General features: G+C 42.1%; 7 protein-coding genes. 1 reads left to right on the forward strand and 6 read right to left on the reverse strand.

Features of this window, described 5'->3' with window-relative positions; translation table 11 throughout:
- Positions 1-6 precede the first annotated feature (6 nt).
- The 4 genes from BMX11_RS18145 to BMX11_RS18160 are packed head-to-tail and all read right to left on the reverse strand — an operon-like array spanning position 7 to position 12,327.
- Entirely contained in the window at positions 7-771 is a 765-nt protein-coding gene (locus tag BMX11_RS18145; RefSeq protein ID WP_090886878.1) for an alpha/beta fold hydrolase, read from the reverse strand.
- Entirely contained in the window at positions 759-1,061 is a 303-nt protein-coding gene (locus BMX11_RS18150; protein WP_090886880.1) for an acyl carrier protein, read from the reverse strand. Before BMX11_RS18150 ends, BMX11_RS18145 begins: the two co-directional genes overlap by 13 nt.
- Entirely contained in the window at positions 1,049-5,287 is a 4,239-nt protein-coding gene (locus tag BMX11_RS18155) for a type I polyketide synthase (protein ID WP_090886882.1), read from the reverse strand. The genes BMX11_RS18150 and BMX11_RS18155 overlap by 13 nt, the downstream gene beginning before the upstream one ends.
- Before the next feature lie 23 nt (positions 5,288-5,310).
- Positions 5,311-12,327, reverse strand: a complete 7,017-nt coding sequence (locus BMX11_RS18160) for a type I polyketide synthase (protein WP_090886885.1) — start codon at positions 12,325-12,327, stop codon at positions 5,311-5,313.
- A gap of 428 nt (positions 12,328-12,755) precedes the next feature.
- On the opposite strand from BMX11_RS18160, the gene glyA reads away from it, so the two are divergent.
- A complete protein-coding gene (glyA, locus tag BMX11_RS18165) occupies positions 12,756-14,027 on the forward strand; it encodes a serine hydroxymethyltransferase (protein WP_090886887.1) in 1,272 nt (423 codons plus the stop codon).
- Positions 14,028-14,278: 251 nt separating this feature from the next.
- On the opposite strand, the gene BMX11_RS18170 is transcribed toward glyA, so the two are convergent.
- On the reverse strand, positions 14,279-15,652 hold the full coding sequence (locus tag BMX11_RS18170) for a right-handed parallel beta-helix repeat-containing protein (protein ID WP_090886889.1): 1,374 nt from the start codon (positions 15,650-15,652) through the stop codon (positions 14,279-14,281).
- Positions 15,653-15,670: 18 nt separating this feature from the next.
- Positions 15,671-16,369 (reverse strand): ComF family protein, encoded by a 699-nt coding sequence (locus BMX11_RS18175; protein ID WP_090886891.1) that lies wholly within the window; start codon positions 16,367-16,369, stop codon positions 15,671-15,673.
- Positions 16,370-17,006: the final 637 nt, after the last annotated feature.

Here is a 17,006-nt window from a genome sequence, read left to right on the forward strand (position 1 = left end):
ATAGATTTACGGTTGTTTGAAAAAGATTAAAAGTTCATCTGCAACCTGCTGCGGATGTTGTATGGGAATGTTATGGTCGCCTTCAATGGCCAGTAAGCGTGAGTTTTTGATCTTCTTATTGAGCAGTTTGCCTGCATCCAGGCAATTGGAGAACCAGCCATAAAGCAAAAACGTTTCATGTGGAACCCGGGTTAATCCGCCTGCGCCAAAAAAGTCCTGCTCATTAATCATATCCTGTTTAATACTGGTTTGATAGAAGAGGTATTCGTACATGCGGTGGTTCTTTTCCATCTGCCTTTTACCCATTTTCACCTTTGTGGTATCGGTAAAGTTTTCTACATAATGTTCTAAAAATTCACGGCTATATTCATCAATAATACCTCTGGCTTTTTCATCGCTGGGGTCTGGAGCTTCAATAACAGCCAGTTTTTTAATCCGCTCAGGAAATCGGGTGGCCATTTTTAAGGCAATCAGGCCTCCGAAACTGTACCCGCCTAAATGAACTTTTTTAAGGTTCAAAGCCTCCATTAAAGCCAGTAAATCATCGGTCATGCTATTGAGATCGTAACCATGCAGGGTTTTCTCGCTCATGCCGTGGCTTTTTAAATCGTATAGTACTACGTGAAATTGTGTAGCTAAAATTGGAGCAATGCTGAAATAATAAACAGAAAGGTTGCTAAACATCCCATGAACAAGAATTACGGTTTCTGCCGCAGCTTTGTTCAGCTCCTGGATATGAACCTCTCTATCGTTTATTTTCAGGATTGGCATGTTTCAATGTAAGAAATGATCATCCCTAAGTTTAGATTGATCAGCTGATCTAAATCCATTTCAGAAAGCCAGCCTGTAAAATCAATCTGATCCCCAAAATGGGCTTTAATTTTTTCTGAGAAGGATACAATTTCAATACTGTCCATCTCTAAATCCTTAGTGAAAGAACTTTCAGGAGTGATATCCATCTCTTCTACAAATTCTTCTCCGATCACCTCAGTGATAAATTGCTTCATGAGATTAAAAATCTCTTCACTGTTCATTTTAGTTGCTGTAGTTATAGTGTCCATCCGATGATATAGTTATGGTGTTTAATTGTTTTAATTACTTTGTTGTTAATGGTTAGTTCCTCGCCATCAATATGAGAAACTGTATAAGCTTTTGGGTTCCCTTGAAGGCCTTTGCCTAAGTACTTTCCATATGCTTCCTTAGCTACCCAAAAACGGGTTGCCCACTCGGTTTTATACCGGCCTTCGAGTAAGAGCATTTCAATCTCCGTAAATACCAGATCGAAAAAAGCCGGACTTCGTGCTTCAATCAACTCGATGTCGATGCCCACCGCTTCATCCAGCCGGGCAATAGCAACTGCATCTGTTCCTTTATGTGCAATAGAAACCTGAATTCCATCCGTGAGGCCACCTTTAACATAAGGTTTACGGAACTCGTCTGAGTAAATCTCGAAAGTGATGGGATAACAGGCTTGCTGTTTCTGGGTATTGAGCAGATTTCTTACCGCATCTTTAACGGCCACCCGGCTGATCATCCAGGTTCTTCGTTTATTGGGTAATAAATTTTGATGATGTTGCTTTTCTGTTTGATTGAAATAGCGTTTTAAAATGAAATCCCAGGACACTACCCGTGTATAGGCATTGTTAAACATAAAAACGCCAGGGGCAATCTCTGCTGATAAGCGGTTGTGCAGTGGAGACATGGAAACGTTCCACAAAGGTTCGTCTATTTCCAGTCTTCTGTTTTGCCATCCGGAAAGGATGGCCCAGATTTGCCCATCGCGCTTCATCACAATATCTGCCGTAGCAAATTCATCGTTAATTTCTGTGAGCACACAAGTACATTGAAAATCGCCTTTTTGATCATATAGATCGCTAAAAAACTCAATCTCCTGAATTTTAACCGGGAAGGCAATTCTATCCTTGGTTAAAGTAAGCTGTAGCCAAAGCCCGAAAAGCTGTCCGGCATTATCCAGTAAAGAGCCTTTTCCATTTCCTGCTGCAATAATCCCGGTAATTCCTTTGGTTCCCACAGCGGTTAATTTTTTTATTCCCTGGTAACCCGGGCCATGAAACATGTGTGCATCGTATATTTGTTCGGTAGTCCGATCGATGTTTAATGGTTCTCCGATATCAAAATTGCGGGTAGGAGCAGTGCTTAACTCTGCCACCAGTTGTACTTCTGCATTGGCAAAACGTTCCAGGTTGAGGTAAACCTTTTGCTGATCCTTCCATTCTCCGGTTACCGTTTCGCGGAAAGGCTTAACTACATTCATCCATTGAAAAACACGGATGTTCATAATCTTCTGAACTTTTTCTGCGGGAGACTGCTCATGTGCAATTTCCGCAAAGAGTTCAAAAATCATGGTCATGGGGATAACGGGATCCATGTCTTCTACTGTGGGCCATCCCTTAGGCTGTCTGAGTAAAGCGTGATCTATCAGGTAAGGGCAATTATCCAGGCTTACATCCAAAAGCTTTTCAAAATTTATCCGCTTAGGCGGGAATGTTTTTTCTACGGCTAAATCTCTTTGAATGGCTGGTTGCAGAGCAGGGTTTTCAAAAAGCTGGATAATTTCTGATTGCATATTCATCATCTCTACCATATTCTCATTGAAAGCCTGTAAAACAGGATTGCTGGAATGTGCCGGGAAATTAACTGGCGCAGCTGGCTGTGGCTGTTTAATGGTGATCCCTTTTAAACTTTGGAGATCATGAATAATGGGTGATCCCAGTTCGAGCTTAATACCCTTGCTGTTTTTATTGGGATTCGATTTTATATTTCCTAAAAATTCTAAGCCTATTTCCTTCCCTTCAATGAAGAGTGCAGCCAAAACCCGTTGCAATTGGGTAATTCCCGATCGGATAGGTACATTGGCTGTTATGGTACTGATGTCTTTTCCTTTTAGGGTATCGTCTATAAAACCCGTTAATCCTCCAGAACCCACCTGTATAAACACCCGTGCACCTTCTACATAGAGCTTTTCTGTTAACTCCCGGAAACGTACTGGCTTAATGAGGTGCTCGGCACTTAGCTGTCTGATGGCTTCAAAACCTTCCGGGTAAACCTCCAAAGTGGTTGCCGACCAAAGTGGGGTCGTCGTTTTCCGGAATTGCATATTTTGCATTCCATCCAAAATCAATTCCAGCTTATCGGCAACGAAAGGAGAGTGGAATCCCGATTGGAAGGGTAATATCTGGTGGAAAATTTGTTTGGCTTTTAATATCGGCACCAGTTCCGTAAGTGCAGACTGACTTCCGCACAAGATTACCTGTTGCGGACAGTTGTCGTTAGAAAGGTATAAATCAGGGATACTTTCTACTATGGGTTGAAGAATTTGGAGTCCGCAACCCACAGCAATAAATCTGGAATCCTTTAAATCGAAAGTCTCCGGGTTGAGCACCTTCAATAAATTCATCACCGAACTTTCTTCTGCCAGTTCAGAAGATCTGGCAGCCAGCCATTCTCCTAAGCTATGGCCAGCGTTCATGTCTGATTTTACCCCAAGCTGCTTTAAGGCCTGGTCTAAAACGCTGCTTTTGTTTAATACTTTTAAAGCCTCACTTAATAAGCCTTCCTGATTTTCCTTTTCGTCAACTTCAATGTTGAAATATTGGGCTACAGTTTCAACTTCACCTCCCGAGAGCCCATCTAAGCCCGAGAATACAAATGCTACTTTTCCACCTGTTGTTAGCAGCGGTTTATTGGTGTACCATATATCTTGTTTATTGCGCCAAGGTGTATTTTTGACTGCAATTTTTAGCGCTTTTTTTAATCGATCAGGTGTAGGGTTAAACACAGCAAGGCGATAATTGCCCTCACCTTTACTATAATCTTCGTGCTCTAAAGCTTCGATTAATTCCTGATGCGTTTGTCTGGCGATAACCAAAACAGGATCTTTCTTAGGGCGATCAAAAGCTGCTAGCACTACGTGGGCATTAATTCCCCCAAAGCCGAAGGCGTTTACCGCGGCCAGTTTGGGTAAACCCGATTGATCCCAATCAATAGGTTGTTGAACGGCTGCAAATCTGGTTTCTGAAAGTTGATCTATGGGGTGCTCACAATTTAAGGTAGGTGGGATAATGCCATGGTATAAGGCCAGGCTTGTTTTAATTAAACCGGCAATGCCGGCTGCGGGCATGGCATGGCCAATATTTGATTTTACTGAGCCAATCCCCGCTTTAGCTAAGCCTGCATCCTGACCGAAAAACTGTTTTAAAGTCTCAATTTCAGTTTTGTCGCCCAGTGGCGTTCCTGTTCCATGCGCTTCAAGGTAGCCAATGTCTTTACTTTCTACACCGGCGTTTTCCCAGGCTTGTTGAATGGCTTTAATTTGTCCTTTTACAGCCGGGCTCATTACACTGGTGCCGCTACCATCGCTGCTCACTCCCGTACCTTTAATTACGGCATATATTTTATCGCCATCTTTGTGTGCGTCTTCCAGGCGTTTTAACACCACAAAACCACAACCTTCACCAATAATTAATCCGTCGGCATTTTGGTCGAAGGGTTTTATCTTTTCCTGGCGGGATAAGGCTCCGAGCTGCGAAAAGATACTCCAGAAAGCAGCATTCTGGCCCAGGTGTACACCCCCTGCAATAACCATATTGCATCTTCCGGTATGCAGTTCCTGCACGGCGTGGTCTACAGCAATTAAAGAACTTGCACAGGCTGCATCAACAGTAAAGGCCGAGCCTCCCAGATTAAAACGGTTGGCTACCAATGAGGCTACAAGGTTGGGAATAAGTCCCATGGCCGTATCGGCGCTAAACCTGCCTTTGCGCAATTGATATTCGTGCTTTACTTTCTCAATTTCCTGTGCAGAAAGCTGAGGCATTAAATCTTTCAGTAAGCTGGAAATCTGCTCTCCCGTACGTACAATTTCGATTGCCCGTGTAGCTCCCGCTCCGGCATAATTACCCTTGCCGATAATAATACCTGTTTTATCCAGGCTTACCTGTTTATCGAAAATGCCTGCATCTTCTAATGCTGTATGAACCAGATCTAGCGTAATTAAATGATCAGGCTCTGTACCACTAACCGCCAGGGGTAAAATCCCAAAGCGCTGCGGATCAAACTCGTAATCGGGAATAAAGCCGCCACGGTTACAGTAAAAACGATCTACGCCAGTTACATTTTTATCAAAATGAACCGGATCAATTCGGTCTGCCGGAACTATTTGCGTAGCATCTACCCGATTGATGATATTTTCCCAAAAACTTGCCACATCCTTCGCACCAGCGAAAACACAAGACATTCCTATAATAGCTACGTCGTCTTTCTTCATTTGCTGTTCAGTTTAGAAGCGTTTTAAGTCCAGGTATTTCCCGCCATAATTAATACCTGGCTTTCCTTACCATATTTAAGCTCGTTTAAGAAAGTTTCCATTCCGTCTTTTAAAGGAATTAAGGCTATACCACGGCGTTGATATTCTTTTTCGAGCGTAGGGGAGACCATTCCGGCACCTTTCCAAGGCCCCCAGTTAATGGCCATCACCTTGCCTTTTATGCGTTGTTTTAGTGCCCAGGCATATTTATCCATTACACTATTGGCTGCGGCGTAATCGGTTTGTCCACGATTTCCGTAAACGGAGGCAATGCTCGAGAAAAGGATTACAAATTGGGTTTCCGGGCGAAGTTGCTCTGCAAGTACTCTCAATGGCGTTACTTTCGTATCGAAAACACGTTCAAAAGATTCAGAGGTTTTGTTTTGAAATAGCTTGTCTTCCAGTAAGCCCGCACCATGAACTACGCCATCAATTCGGCCATATTCCTGGTAAACATCATTAATCAGTCGGGTTAAGCCTGCTTCATCTCTTAAATCAAGTGATTCGTAAACAACAGTAGAGCCTCCTTCCTGCAACGTGGCAATACTTTTTAAAATCTGATTGTTTTTGTAGATCCTATTGGTTTCCTGCTCAATCTCTGCAGGCTTTTTAATTTCGCCCAGGTCAATTAAATATTTTCTGATCTCGTCCTTGCTGCTTAAAGAAGAGGTAGCTTCATTGGCAGATAAGAGTGGATTAGCAGAGCGGCCTACCAGGATGTAGTTACAAGGATAATCTTTGGCGAAGTGAATCGTTAACTCGGCAGTAATACCTTGCGCACCTCCTAAAACCAAAACTACCGCATTTTTATCCAGCTTGATATGTTCATCATCGCTCGTGGTACTCAACTGGCTAGGTACTAATTCCATGATGTGTCTTTTGTGATCGTTATATATGATCTCAGAAGGTTTATCAGGATTTAAGATTTCATTCAAAGTCATGTTGGCTACTTCATCTGCCGACATTTTAGTTTCTAAACTGATGAAACGGCATTTTACCTGCTCGTATTCCCGATCTAAACTTTTGAAGAAGCCAGAGTAGCCCTGGTAGTTACGCAAGAAAGAAATATCCGATTGATCGTTAAAATAACCCTTGGTGTCAGAAATCAGGTAAACCCATTTTACAGCCTCAAAATTAATTTTTTTAATCATCGAGAAATGATCAATAATTCCCGCTTTCTTTTGTGCTTCGAACATGTTGAGGATAATGAGCCCCTGATAATCTGTTAACGCATCATCAAAATTGATGATATCGACAGTAGAGCCATGTTTCTCGAGCAGGTTTTTAATTTTAATGGCTTGTCCTGCACCGTCATCGGTAATGGCAAAGCGTTGTCCTTTTAAAATAGCCGCTTCTGTAACGGTAAGAGCTGCAGGGGTAAGTTCGAAACGTAATCTGGATAGCTTTTCCTGAACAGTCTGATCTTCTATACTTTCTTCAATAATTTTTTTGGCTTCCGTAAGCACTTCCGCACTTTCAGTTTCCACATCGGCAATCCAGTTCACCAGGCTATTTAATGTTTTTATAGCCGCTAGCTTTTCCATTAAATCATCAGCTTGGTCATTTTGAGCCCCAAAACCTACTTTTTCTTTCAGGGCGGCAATAATCTCCATTCTTTTAATAGAATCGATACTTAAATCGGCTTCGAGATCAAGATCCATTCCCAGCATTTCTTTTGGGTATCCGGTTTTTTCACTTACCACTTCCAATATGGCTGCTTTTAATTCATCGGCAGAAAACTTTACAGTTGTTTCTGCTTTTGTAGCCGATACAGCGGGAGCTTCTGCAACTGCAGTAGCAGGCTGAGCTGAATTTTCGGCAATCCAGGTTACTAGGCTGCTCAAGGTCTTTAAACCAGCCAATTGCTCCATAATCTTATCTTCAGATTGATTAAGCGCAGAGAATCCGCCCAGTTCATTCCGTAGGGCACCAATAATCTCCACACGTTTAATTGAGTCGATGCTTAAATCGGCTTCTAAATCCATATCCATTCCCAGCATTTCTTGCGGATAACCGGTTTTATCACTTACAATTTGCAAGAGCACCAACTTGAAGTCCTTTTGCACTGGCGTAGCAACTGCGGTTGGTGCCTGGGCAACTGCCATTTCATTGACAACTACAGGCGTTTGTATGCTGATGGGGGCTGGTGACTGTAGAGTTACAGCGGGAGCTTGACTGAACGTTACATTCGGTACCTGACCAAGGAAAGACAGCATAACATCTCTTTGCGCCTGAATTAATGCTTTCATGCTTTGAAGATATTCCTGCATCATTAAATCTTTGGCAGAACCACTAATCTGTGTATTTTCTGTATGGGTAGCGTTTGTTTTCATAACAATGGGTTGGGTAATAGGTGATGCACCATTCGCCGGAAGCTTGCCTGTTGATGGAACTGCTTGCTGTCCGTTCACATACCAAATAGCAGGGCTTTTTTTATAGCTGCCTGGTTCATCGAGTTTAATAAATTGGGTAGAGCGGCCCTCAAATAACTGCGCTAAATTGATTTGGCGTCCGGTAGCCATATAAGCCGCCAGCGTGGCCAAAAGGTGGCTAACCTTGTTTAATCCTTGATCTTCGGTATGTAAAATCACTTCGTCTTTACCAATACAAGCTTTGGTTAAGCCCGAAAGTACTTTGCCTGGACCAACCTCTATAAAGATGCGGGCACCTGCTTCGTACATATCATTCAGTTCATCAACGAATAACACGGGCTTTACCAAATGATCGGTTAAACGTGTTTTAATGGCCGAAGCCTCTAGCGGATAAGGCTTTGCCGTGGTGTTAGACCAAACCGGGATCTGCAAATCATTAAAAGGCACGGTAGACAGTACTTCCTGATAAAGGTCTTTTGATTTGGCAACAATTGGGCTGTGGAAGGCACAAGCCACTTCCAGGGGCCTGAAAGAAACTTTTGCCGTTTTAAGTAATGCCGAAAGTTTCTGAATATCTGCTGTTGTTCCAGCCACCACACATTGTAAAGGCGAGTTGAAATTAACCGGATATACAGCTAAGCCATTCATAAATGGAGCAAGTTCTTCTGGTTTAGCGCTTACTGCCAGCATGGTTCCGGGATCGCCATTTTCTACCGCATCCAAAATGGATTGAGCACGTTTTGCACTTAACGCTACCAATTGATCGGCTTCAAAAGCACCAGCAAAACACAATGCCGGAAGTTCACCATAGCTATGCCCCGCAACCATATCAGGCTGGATGCCTAAGGATTGCAGGAAATTGGCAATGGCAAGGTCAACAATCCCCAATAAGGGTTGCGCCATTCGGGTGTCCTTAATGCGCTCCTTTTGATCTTTAGCTAAGTCGGCATCGAATACAGCACTTGGGAAAAGAATTTTTTCATAGGCCGGATAATCCTTGATGAGTTTTCTCATTTGAGGGAAAACCACAAAAAGTTCTCTGGCCATATTTACCCTTTGGCTGCCCTGGCCCGGGAACATAAAGGCAACTTTACCTGCTTTCTTTTGTGTGCGGTAAGTATCTTTACTCTCTACGCCAGAAAGTACCAGATCTATTTTCATGGCCAGATCTTCGGCACTGCTTGCAATGATACTCAGTTGAACCGGTTTTTGATCTCCGGTAGCTAAACTGAAAGCGATATTTTTAAGTTCAATCTGATCATTGATTTCCAAGATTTGTTTAACGGCACTTAAACGGGTTCTGGCTTCCTCATAAGTATCGCCTTTAAAAACAAATAACTCTGCTGGCCACGATTGTAGAATGGTAGCTTGCTGCGGTACAGTACCGTTTTCGAGTACTGCATGGAAGTTGGTACCACCAAAACCAAATGCACTTACTCCGGCGTAACGTTTTTCTTCTGACCATAAACCTGCTTCTGTATTGAAGGCGAATGGGCTGGTTTCTGGTTTGTAAATGGCATTGGGTGTTTTTAAATGGATGGTTGGAGGCTTCACTCCGTGATACAAAGCCAATGATGCTTTGATTAACCCCGCCAAACCTGCGGCGCATTTGGTATGGCCAATTTGGGTTTTAACAGAGCCGAGGTGCGTTTGGCCAGCCACAGCGCCCGATTGATTAAGCATATCGGTTAAAGCACTGATTTCTGTTTTATCACCAACAACGGTACCTGTACCATGTGCTTCTACCAATCCAATTAGCGAAGGCGTAATACCAGCTTGATGATAAGCTCTTTCTAAGGCATTGATTTGTCCGTTTTTTCGTGGAGCCGTTAAGCCCAGGCTCTTCCCATCGCTTGATCCGCCAATCCCTTTAATAACGGAATAAATCGTATCACCATCTCTCAAGGCATCTTCATGTCTTTTTAAAACCACCATCGCAATACCTTCACCCAGGGCAATTCCATCTGCCTCTGTATCGAAAGTAGCGCATCTTCCTTTTTTAGAAAGTGCATGGGTGCTGGAGAACATCAGGTAATCGTTAATGCCGTTGTGCAGATCTGCACCTCCGGCCAGTACCATGTCCGATTTTTCTAAGAACAGTTCCTGGCAAGCCAGATCAATGGCCGCTAATGATGAAGCGCAGGCCGCATCAACAGTATAGTTTCTTCCGCCTAAATTTAAGCGGTTGGTGATGCGACCAGAAATAACGTTGGCTAAAATACCCGGGAAAGAATCTTCTGTAGTTTTAGGAAGTACGGCATCCAGCTCAGCAGGCATCTCGCCGAAAACTTGTTTGTAATATCCTCTAAAACTGTAGCTGTTGGCTAAATCATTACCACCTTCGGCACCAATAATAACCGATACATTTTCATTGTCAACCCCTCCATTGGCATAACCGGCATGCTGCATGGCTTGTTTAGCTACCAGCAAGGTTAATAGTTGGGTAGGCTCAATAGCGGCGAGTGATTGTGGTGGAATTCCGAATTCAAGAGGATCAAAGTCAATTCTGGGGATAAATCCACCCCACTTAGAGTGCGACATATCTCCGGCAGTTGATTCCGGATTATAATAAAGTGCTTTATTCCAACGCTCATCAGGTACTTCCGTTACCGAATCTTTACCTGAAATAATGTTTTTCCAGTATTCTTCCAGATTCTTTGCACCAGGGAAAATACAAGCCATACCTACAATAGCTACGTCAAGAGATTTAGCCGGATTGGCTGGTGGAGCAGGAAGTAAGGCCTTGCTAATGTGCCTGAAATTGCCTTCAGCTACCTCCTGATGCAGTTCTAACAGCGAGAATATTTCTTTGTGCATTGGTGCAATCTGCCCAATCATGTACATGCCCAGGTCAGTTTGCTCTTGCTCGTTAATTTGCACCAGTTCGTCGCCACGCCGTTCAATGCCTTTAGCTGCAATACGTAAGCGACCTACATTTAGCGATTCTAATTTAGCCCAGATTTCCTTTTTATCTATGCCTTGTGCCTGTAGCCTTAATTTTTCTTCATTAAAGAAATCAGCAAAAGAAGAATTTAAACAGCGGGTTTCATGGCCAGGAGCGGTTTCCAGTAAAACTGTTTCTGATGCCTGAAGGGCCTCCTGTTGAAACTTGTTTAATATGGCACCAGTGCTTACAGCCTCTTTGGTATATAAATATGCAGTGCCCATTAAAACACCAATTTTCATCCCTTTCGCGGCCAAGGGAGCAGTCATGATAGAGATAAAGGCTGTAGAAAAGGCATCGTGAATACCGCCGGCAAAAAATATGCTGATGCTTTCCGGATTTTCTTCCTTTAAAAGTCGTTCCACTTGCTTTTCCCATAACACCATACTGGATAATGGGCCAACGTGGCCACCACATTCCCGGCCTTCAAAAATGAACCGCTTTGCGCCTTCTTTTAAGAATAAATCCAAAAGCGCTGCAGATGGAACATGTAAAAACGTTTTAATTCCGGCTTTTTCAAAAGGCTTTGCTTGCGAAGGCCTGCCCCCTGCAATAAGCAACACAGGTGGTTTAGCCTCCAGAATGTATTCCTGCTGCTCATCCCGCAGCTCTTGCGGTGCAAAGCCTAAAATGCCAACTCCCCAGGTTTTATCGCCAGCCAGTCTTTTAGTTTCTTCGATAAGGTTTTTGGCCGAGCTTCCTTTAAGCAATGAAAGCGCAATAAAAGATAGTGCGCCTGCTTCAGATACCGCATTGGCAAATGGAGCAACATCACTCACCCTCGTCATAGGCCCCTGTGCAATAGGGTAGGTAATGTTCAGGTCTGTAGCCAATGGATTATTGGGCTGTATAATATTAATGGCCTTGGCTTGCTTAAGGTGGCCGTATATGGCCTCCTTGATACCATAAGCCAGTTTACCTAATTTTTTATATTTTGTAACTAAATCAATAGAAAGCGCAATATCTTGTCCCATTGGCAGATAGTTTTTTTCTAAATCAAATCCACCAAAATATTTTTTTAATTCATCAAGCTTCACATCATCCGGTAATGACGGCGAATTTGGTCGAACCAAAACCCTGCAATCGTCAATGAGTTTGGTTTCCGTTCCGCTTAGTTTGCTGCAAATATTTTTGATCTCTGTGGGAGCACTGCACTCTGGAAATAAAACCAGCTGGCTATCTAATACAATACCGGCTGCCCCTTGCGCCATTAGTGAGGCTACCGTATGAACGCCAACACCTCCTTGCACCCAAACCGGAATTTCGGTAATGGCCTGTATAACCCTCTGGAAAAGTACAAATGAAGATTCATAGGCAACTTTACCTGCACCTTCATTGCCCTTAATAATGAGTCCGTCGGCGCCGCTTTTTTGAGCCAGTAGGGCCGATTCTAAATCAAATACCTGATAAATGATCCTGGCAGAGGCATGTTTATTTACGGTAAGCCCGAAAGGAGCAATAATTGTACTTACGGATGGGGGCAAAGCCAGGTTGGTAAATGCTGTAGAGAAGCATACGCCAAAATTAATTTGCTGCTGGTCAACCTCCCGAATTGCTGCTTCGGCTTCAGCTTGATCATATCCAAGGCTCAGTACAGGGAAAAAGTCTGCTTGATGAAGACTTGAAACTAAAGGAACATCTGGGATTTCGAAGGGTGTGATACCGATTATAGTGTGCTTTTCCATGTTTTATGCGTTTTATGGGTTCAAGTGCTTCAGTTTGTTAAGGAAAAAATCATCAATTATGTCTTTTCATGTCAGTTTGTTAATTAACTGTTTCTGTTTTGTTAATTAATTTGTCTTTTTCCCTAAAATTTTGAGGAAAAATCACTGATTATGAAGGTTGTTTGGCTTTATAGTATTAATTAGACAAATTTAACATCGTAGAACGTCATATTTTGTCTGTTTTTATATAATGGATGAAATGAATAGGGCTTTAAAAACGAGAATGGAGAATATGAATGGATAATTTTTCGCATTTGCGAGAGAAATTTTGTTAAAGCCTTGCTTATTACATAAATACAAAATGAATTTTGCCGAAAGATTTGTTCACATCCCTATGCTATCAATAAATTTCTTACTTTTGCGAAAAAAACACAAACCTATTATAAAGGATGACACGAGATAACCAAATTTTTGAACTCATCGATAAGGAGCTAAGCCGTCAAGAACATGGCCTAGAGCTTATTGCATCAGAAAACTTCGTAAGCAAGCAGGTGATGGAAGCTGCAGGTTCAGTATTAACCAACAAATATGCAGAAGGCCTACCAGGAAAGCGCTATTATGGCGGTTGCCAGGTGGTAGATCAGGTAGAGCAGATTGCTATCGATAGAGCTAAACAATTATTTGGAGCCGCTTGGGTTAACGTTCAACCTCACTCTGGTGCCCAAGCAAATGCTGCGGTTATGTTGGCAGTTTTGCAAGCTGGCGATAAAATTTTAGGATTCGATTTATCTCACGGTGGTCACCTTACACATGGTTCTCCGGTTAACTTTTCAGGTAAACTCTATCAGCCTTTATTTTACGGAGTAGTAAAAGAGACAGGTCTTATCGACTATAATAAATTAGAAGAAGTTGCGTTGGCCGAAAAGCCAAAATTAATTATCTGTGGTGCATCTGCTTATTCACGCGAGTGGGATTATGCATTCATCCGTTCGGTGGCAGATAAAATTGGTGCCCTGGTATTGGCAGATATTTCTCACCCTGCAGGCTTAATTGCTAAGGGTTTGTTGGCTAATCCACTTCCGCATTGCCATATCGTTACTACAACTACCCACAAAACCTTGCGTGGCCCTCGTGGTGGTATGATTATGATGGGACAGGATTTCGAAAACCCTTGGGGATTAAAAACACCTAAAGGCGAAACCCGTATGATGAGTAATCTTTTGGATATGGCTGTATTCCCTGGAACACAAGGCGGACCATTAGAGCACATTATTGCAGCTAAAGCAATTGCCTTCGGCGAAGCTTTAACAGAAGAGTACGGAACCTACATTAAACAAGTAGCGGCGAATGCACAAGCCATGGCAAAAGCATTTGTTGCCAGAGGTTACGGTATCATTTCTGGCGGTACAGATAACCACTTAATGTTAATCGATCTGCGTAATAAAAATATCACTGGTAAACTTGCAGAAAACGCATTAGAGAAAGCAGAGATTACCGTGAATAAAAACATGGTTCCTTTTGATGACAAATCACCATTTGTAACTTCAGGTTTCCGCGTAGGTACAGCAGCAATTACCACTCGTGGTTTAAAAGAAGCTGAAATGGAAAAAATCGTTGAGCTTATTGATCAGGTATTAACTAACCCAGAAGACGAAGCAAACTTAAACGCTGTAAAAGCAGAAGTAATTAAGTTAGTAAGCGCTTTCCCTTTATATAAATAAGATAAACCCAAAGGTTTTAACATACCAAAAGCAGTTGCATGTATTTGTAACTGCTTTTTTTGTGCCCTAAACGCTCCATAATCTATAAAATCTCACCCGCCCTGAACATCCTGCTAAACCCGAAAATCTCGATTAAAAAGTAAAGGGCCGATATTCTTTATAAGAAATATCGACCCTTACCATCTAAATTAACGCTCTCGAATATATAAACGTCATTCCATCAAAAAAGGTTTTGAAAGAATGAAAAAAAATTAAAAATTTTCATAACACCCTAAATATGAGGGAAAAATTCTTGTTTTTCCTTTAAGGTCCTTATTAAGGTAAGTGTTGTAATAGGGGTCGCTGCTTAAGTTTGCCCCTTTTTTTATAGCAGGGCTCGTGCCGCTTAATCCAAAGTTTTCAAGAATGGCAGCAATAAAGAGTGGGTCAGCATTAACCAGGTTGTTGGTACTGTAATCACTAATCGTTGTTTTAATGAGGTTATTAAGCAAAGTGCTTTGAACCGGGGCACTTGTTTTATGCTGAATATCCAACTCGTTGCTCAGGTTACCCCATATAATATTATTCGTTAGGTTCAATTGTAAGCCATTGTACGATTTGGCAGAAAAGTAATCAGAAAAAGTAAGTGCAGCCGTTTTGCGCGGAAAGCTTAAGTTATACCCGGCAAAGGTATTTTGTTTAAGGTTATATTTTCCTCCACCAACAGCATAAATTAAGTAGTTGCCACAGTTATAAACCAGATTATTTAAAGCCGTTAATTCAGAATGATAACCGATAAAAGCCGCAACCTGCATATTCTTAACTATACTATTGGCTAAAATAAGCTTAGGATTAGCAGTAGTTGAAAGCGAATCGGCAGTAATTCCAATCGAAGCATTTTTAATCCGGGCATAATTAATCACCCCATTTCCAGTCCTCCTAAAGTATAATCCCTTCCATTGCCCGGCTAAGTCGCTGTAAGGTATTTCCAGGCGGTCGCTACTAAATTCGATGGGTTCTGTAACCTTGCCTTCTGCCAGCAAAGTCCCGTCAACATACAGTGTTGCATCTTTATGAAACAGGATCCTCGTGCCGGCTTCAATAGTTAAAGTCGCGCCATTCCCTACCGTTACCGAATGGTTAATCACATAAGGTAAGGCTTTCGTCCAAATCGTATTGGCAGTAATGGCTGCGGTATTTATAAAAACAGCATTTTGGCCGTAAGCCAGTAGCTGAATTACCTGTTTATTGCCATTGGTCGTTAAAACAATAGAATCCTGAACCAGGAATGGTAATTTCCTGGCATCTGGATCAATCAATACTTTTACCAAAATGTTTAAAGAATCCTGGCCATTCAAAATCACATTGTTCCTGGTGTTTAGGCTCTGTCCGTTAATATTAAGGCTAAAAGGAGAGGTGTTGCCGCCCGCGAGCTTTATTTCGGTAATGTTCAGCGCATCATGGTACGGATTCAATACTTTCAACCTCTTAGTCGCCGAACCGGTAGACGTAAATACAGTATCAAAAACTATGCTATCCTGATTAAATTTCAATTTAGCGGTAGGATCTGCGGTAACGCGCTCACCCTTACGGCAAGCAGAAGCCATAAGGAGAAATAAGATGAGGTAATTCGCAACTGCTCGCATAGTTCAAATATGAGAAAATTATTCAGCGAAAGCTAAAGCCGCAATGCTAACTTTTGCCGCCCCCCGTTCAAGTAATTCATTGGCGCATGCCTCTAACGTTGCTCCAGTTGTAATTACATCATCAATAAGCAAAACATGTTTATCCATAATAGCTGAAGCATCAGATACCTTAAAAACCGATTTCATATTCTCGTATCGGGTGTATCTGCTCTTTTTCGTCTGGCTATCTGTAGCTACACACCTAATTAAGGTATCTTCGCTAAAAGGAATCTCCATCGCACTAGCAACGCCTTCGGCAATAAAGCTGCTTTGGTTATAGCCCCTTTTCCTAAATTTCTGTTCGTGCAGCGGTACGGGAATAATCAAATCAATACCAGTATATTTTGCACCGGTTTTTAATCGGTCACCCATTAACTTGCCTAAAGTAATCCCTACATCCGTTTTGCCGTTGTATTTTAAGTTATGCATCAAATTTTGAACCTTAGTGGCCTTCCTAAAGTAAAGCATGGCCATGGCGGCATGGATCGGTAATCTTCCCCAAAGTTGCTTAGCCACCCGGTTTTCGGCATGTAAATGATAGTCGGTAAAAGGAAGGTCGTAAAAGCATTTGGTGCAAATCAGGTTTTCCTGCAGAAGTAAGGCCGCCCCACAAGCATTGCAAAGATTAGGGAAAAGTAATCCTAGTAAATCAGAAGACCATTTTTTGAGCGATAACATATATAAATCTATATAATTATTGTGGCATCTCCAATATTCTGTTCGTTTTCATTCCTTAGAAAAGCAGGTTCCTGTGTCATTCGGTTACATCAGTCCCGCCTTCCTTCCAAATCCCCGTCCTCGTACCTCGTCCGCGGGTTTTCCATACAGTCGGGTTTATGAAAATCAGTTCAACTGTTCTTTGGCCGCCAAAACACTCCGCCATCAATAAAGTTTTAATTTTCTAATATTTTTTCTTCCTGATAATCATTGTTTTAGGTTTTAGTCTGAAAATAAAAGTGCATTAGTGTTTGCAGTTGCAGATTGTTTTTCTACCTTTGCAATCCCAAACGGAAACGAAGCGGGTTAGTCGGAACGGCGGATGTCGGGAAGATGAGAAAAGAAAGATTGAAAAAGGGCGAGAGCCTTGAGGATATAAAAAATGATCGGCCGTGAGGTTTACCAGATCAGCAAGTTCTTAAAAGAGATGTCAATGTAGCGTAGCGGGGTAATGAAGTACGCATTCAAGTACAGAATACCGTCGCTTTATTTTAAAGTCAGTGACTAACAGACAAAATTAAAAAAGAAGATCAATTTAACATTGGTTAAACTGGTCAGTTTCAAAACACATTTTACAATGGAGAGTTTGATCCTGGCT

The sequence above is a fragment of the Pedobacter rhizosphaerae genome (genome assembly GCF_900111155.1).
Taxonomy (GTDB): domain Bacteria; phylum Bacteroidota; class Bacteroidia; order Sphingobacteriales; family Sphingobacteriaceae; genus Pedobacter; species Pedobacter rhizosphaerae.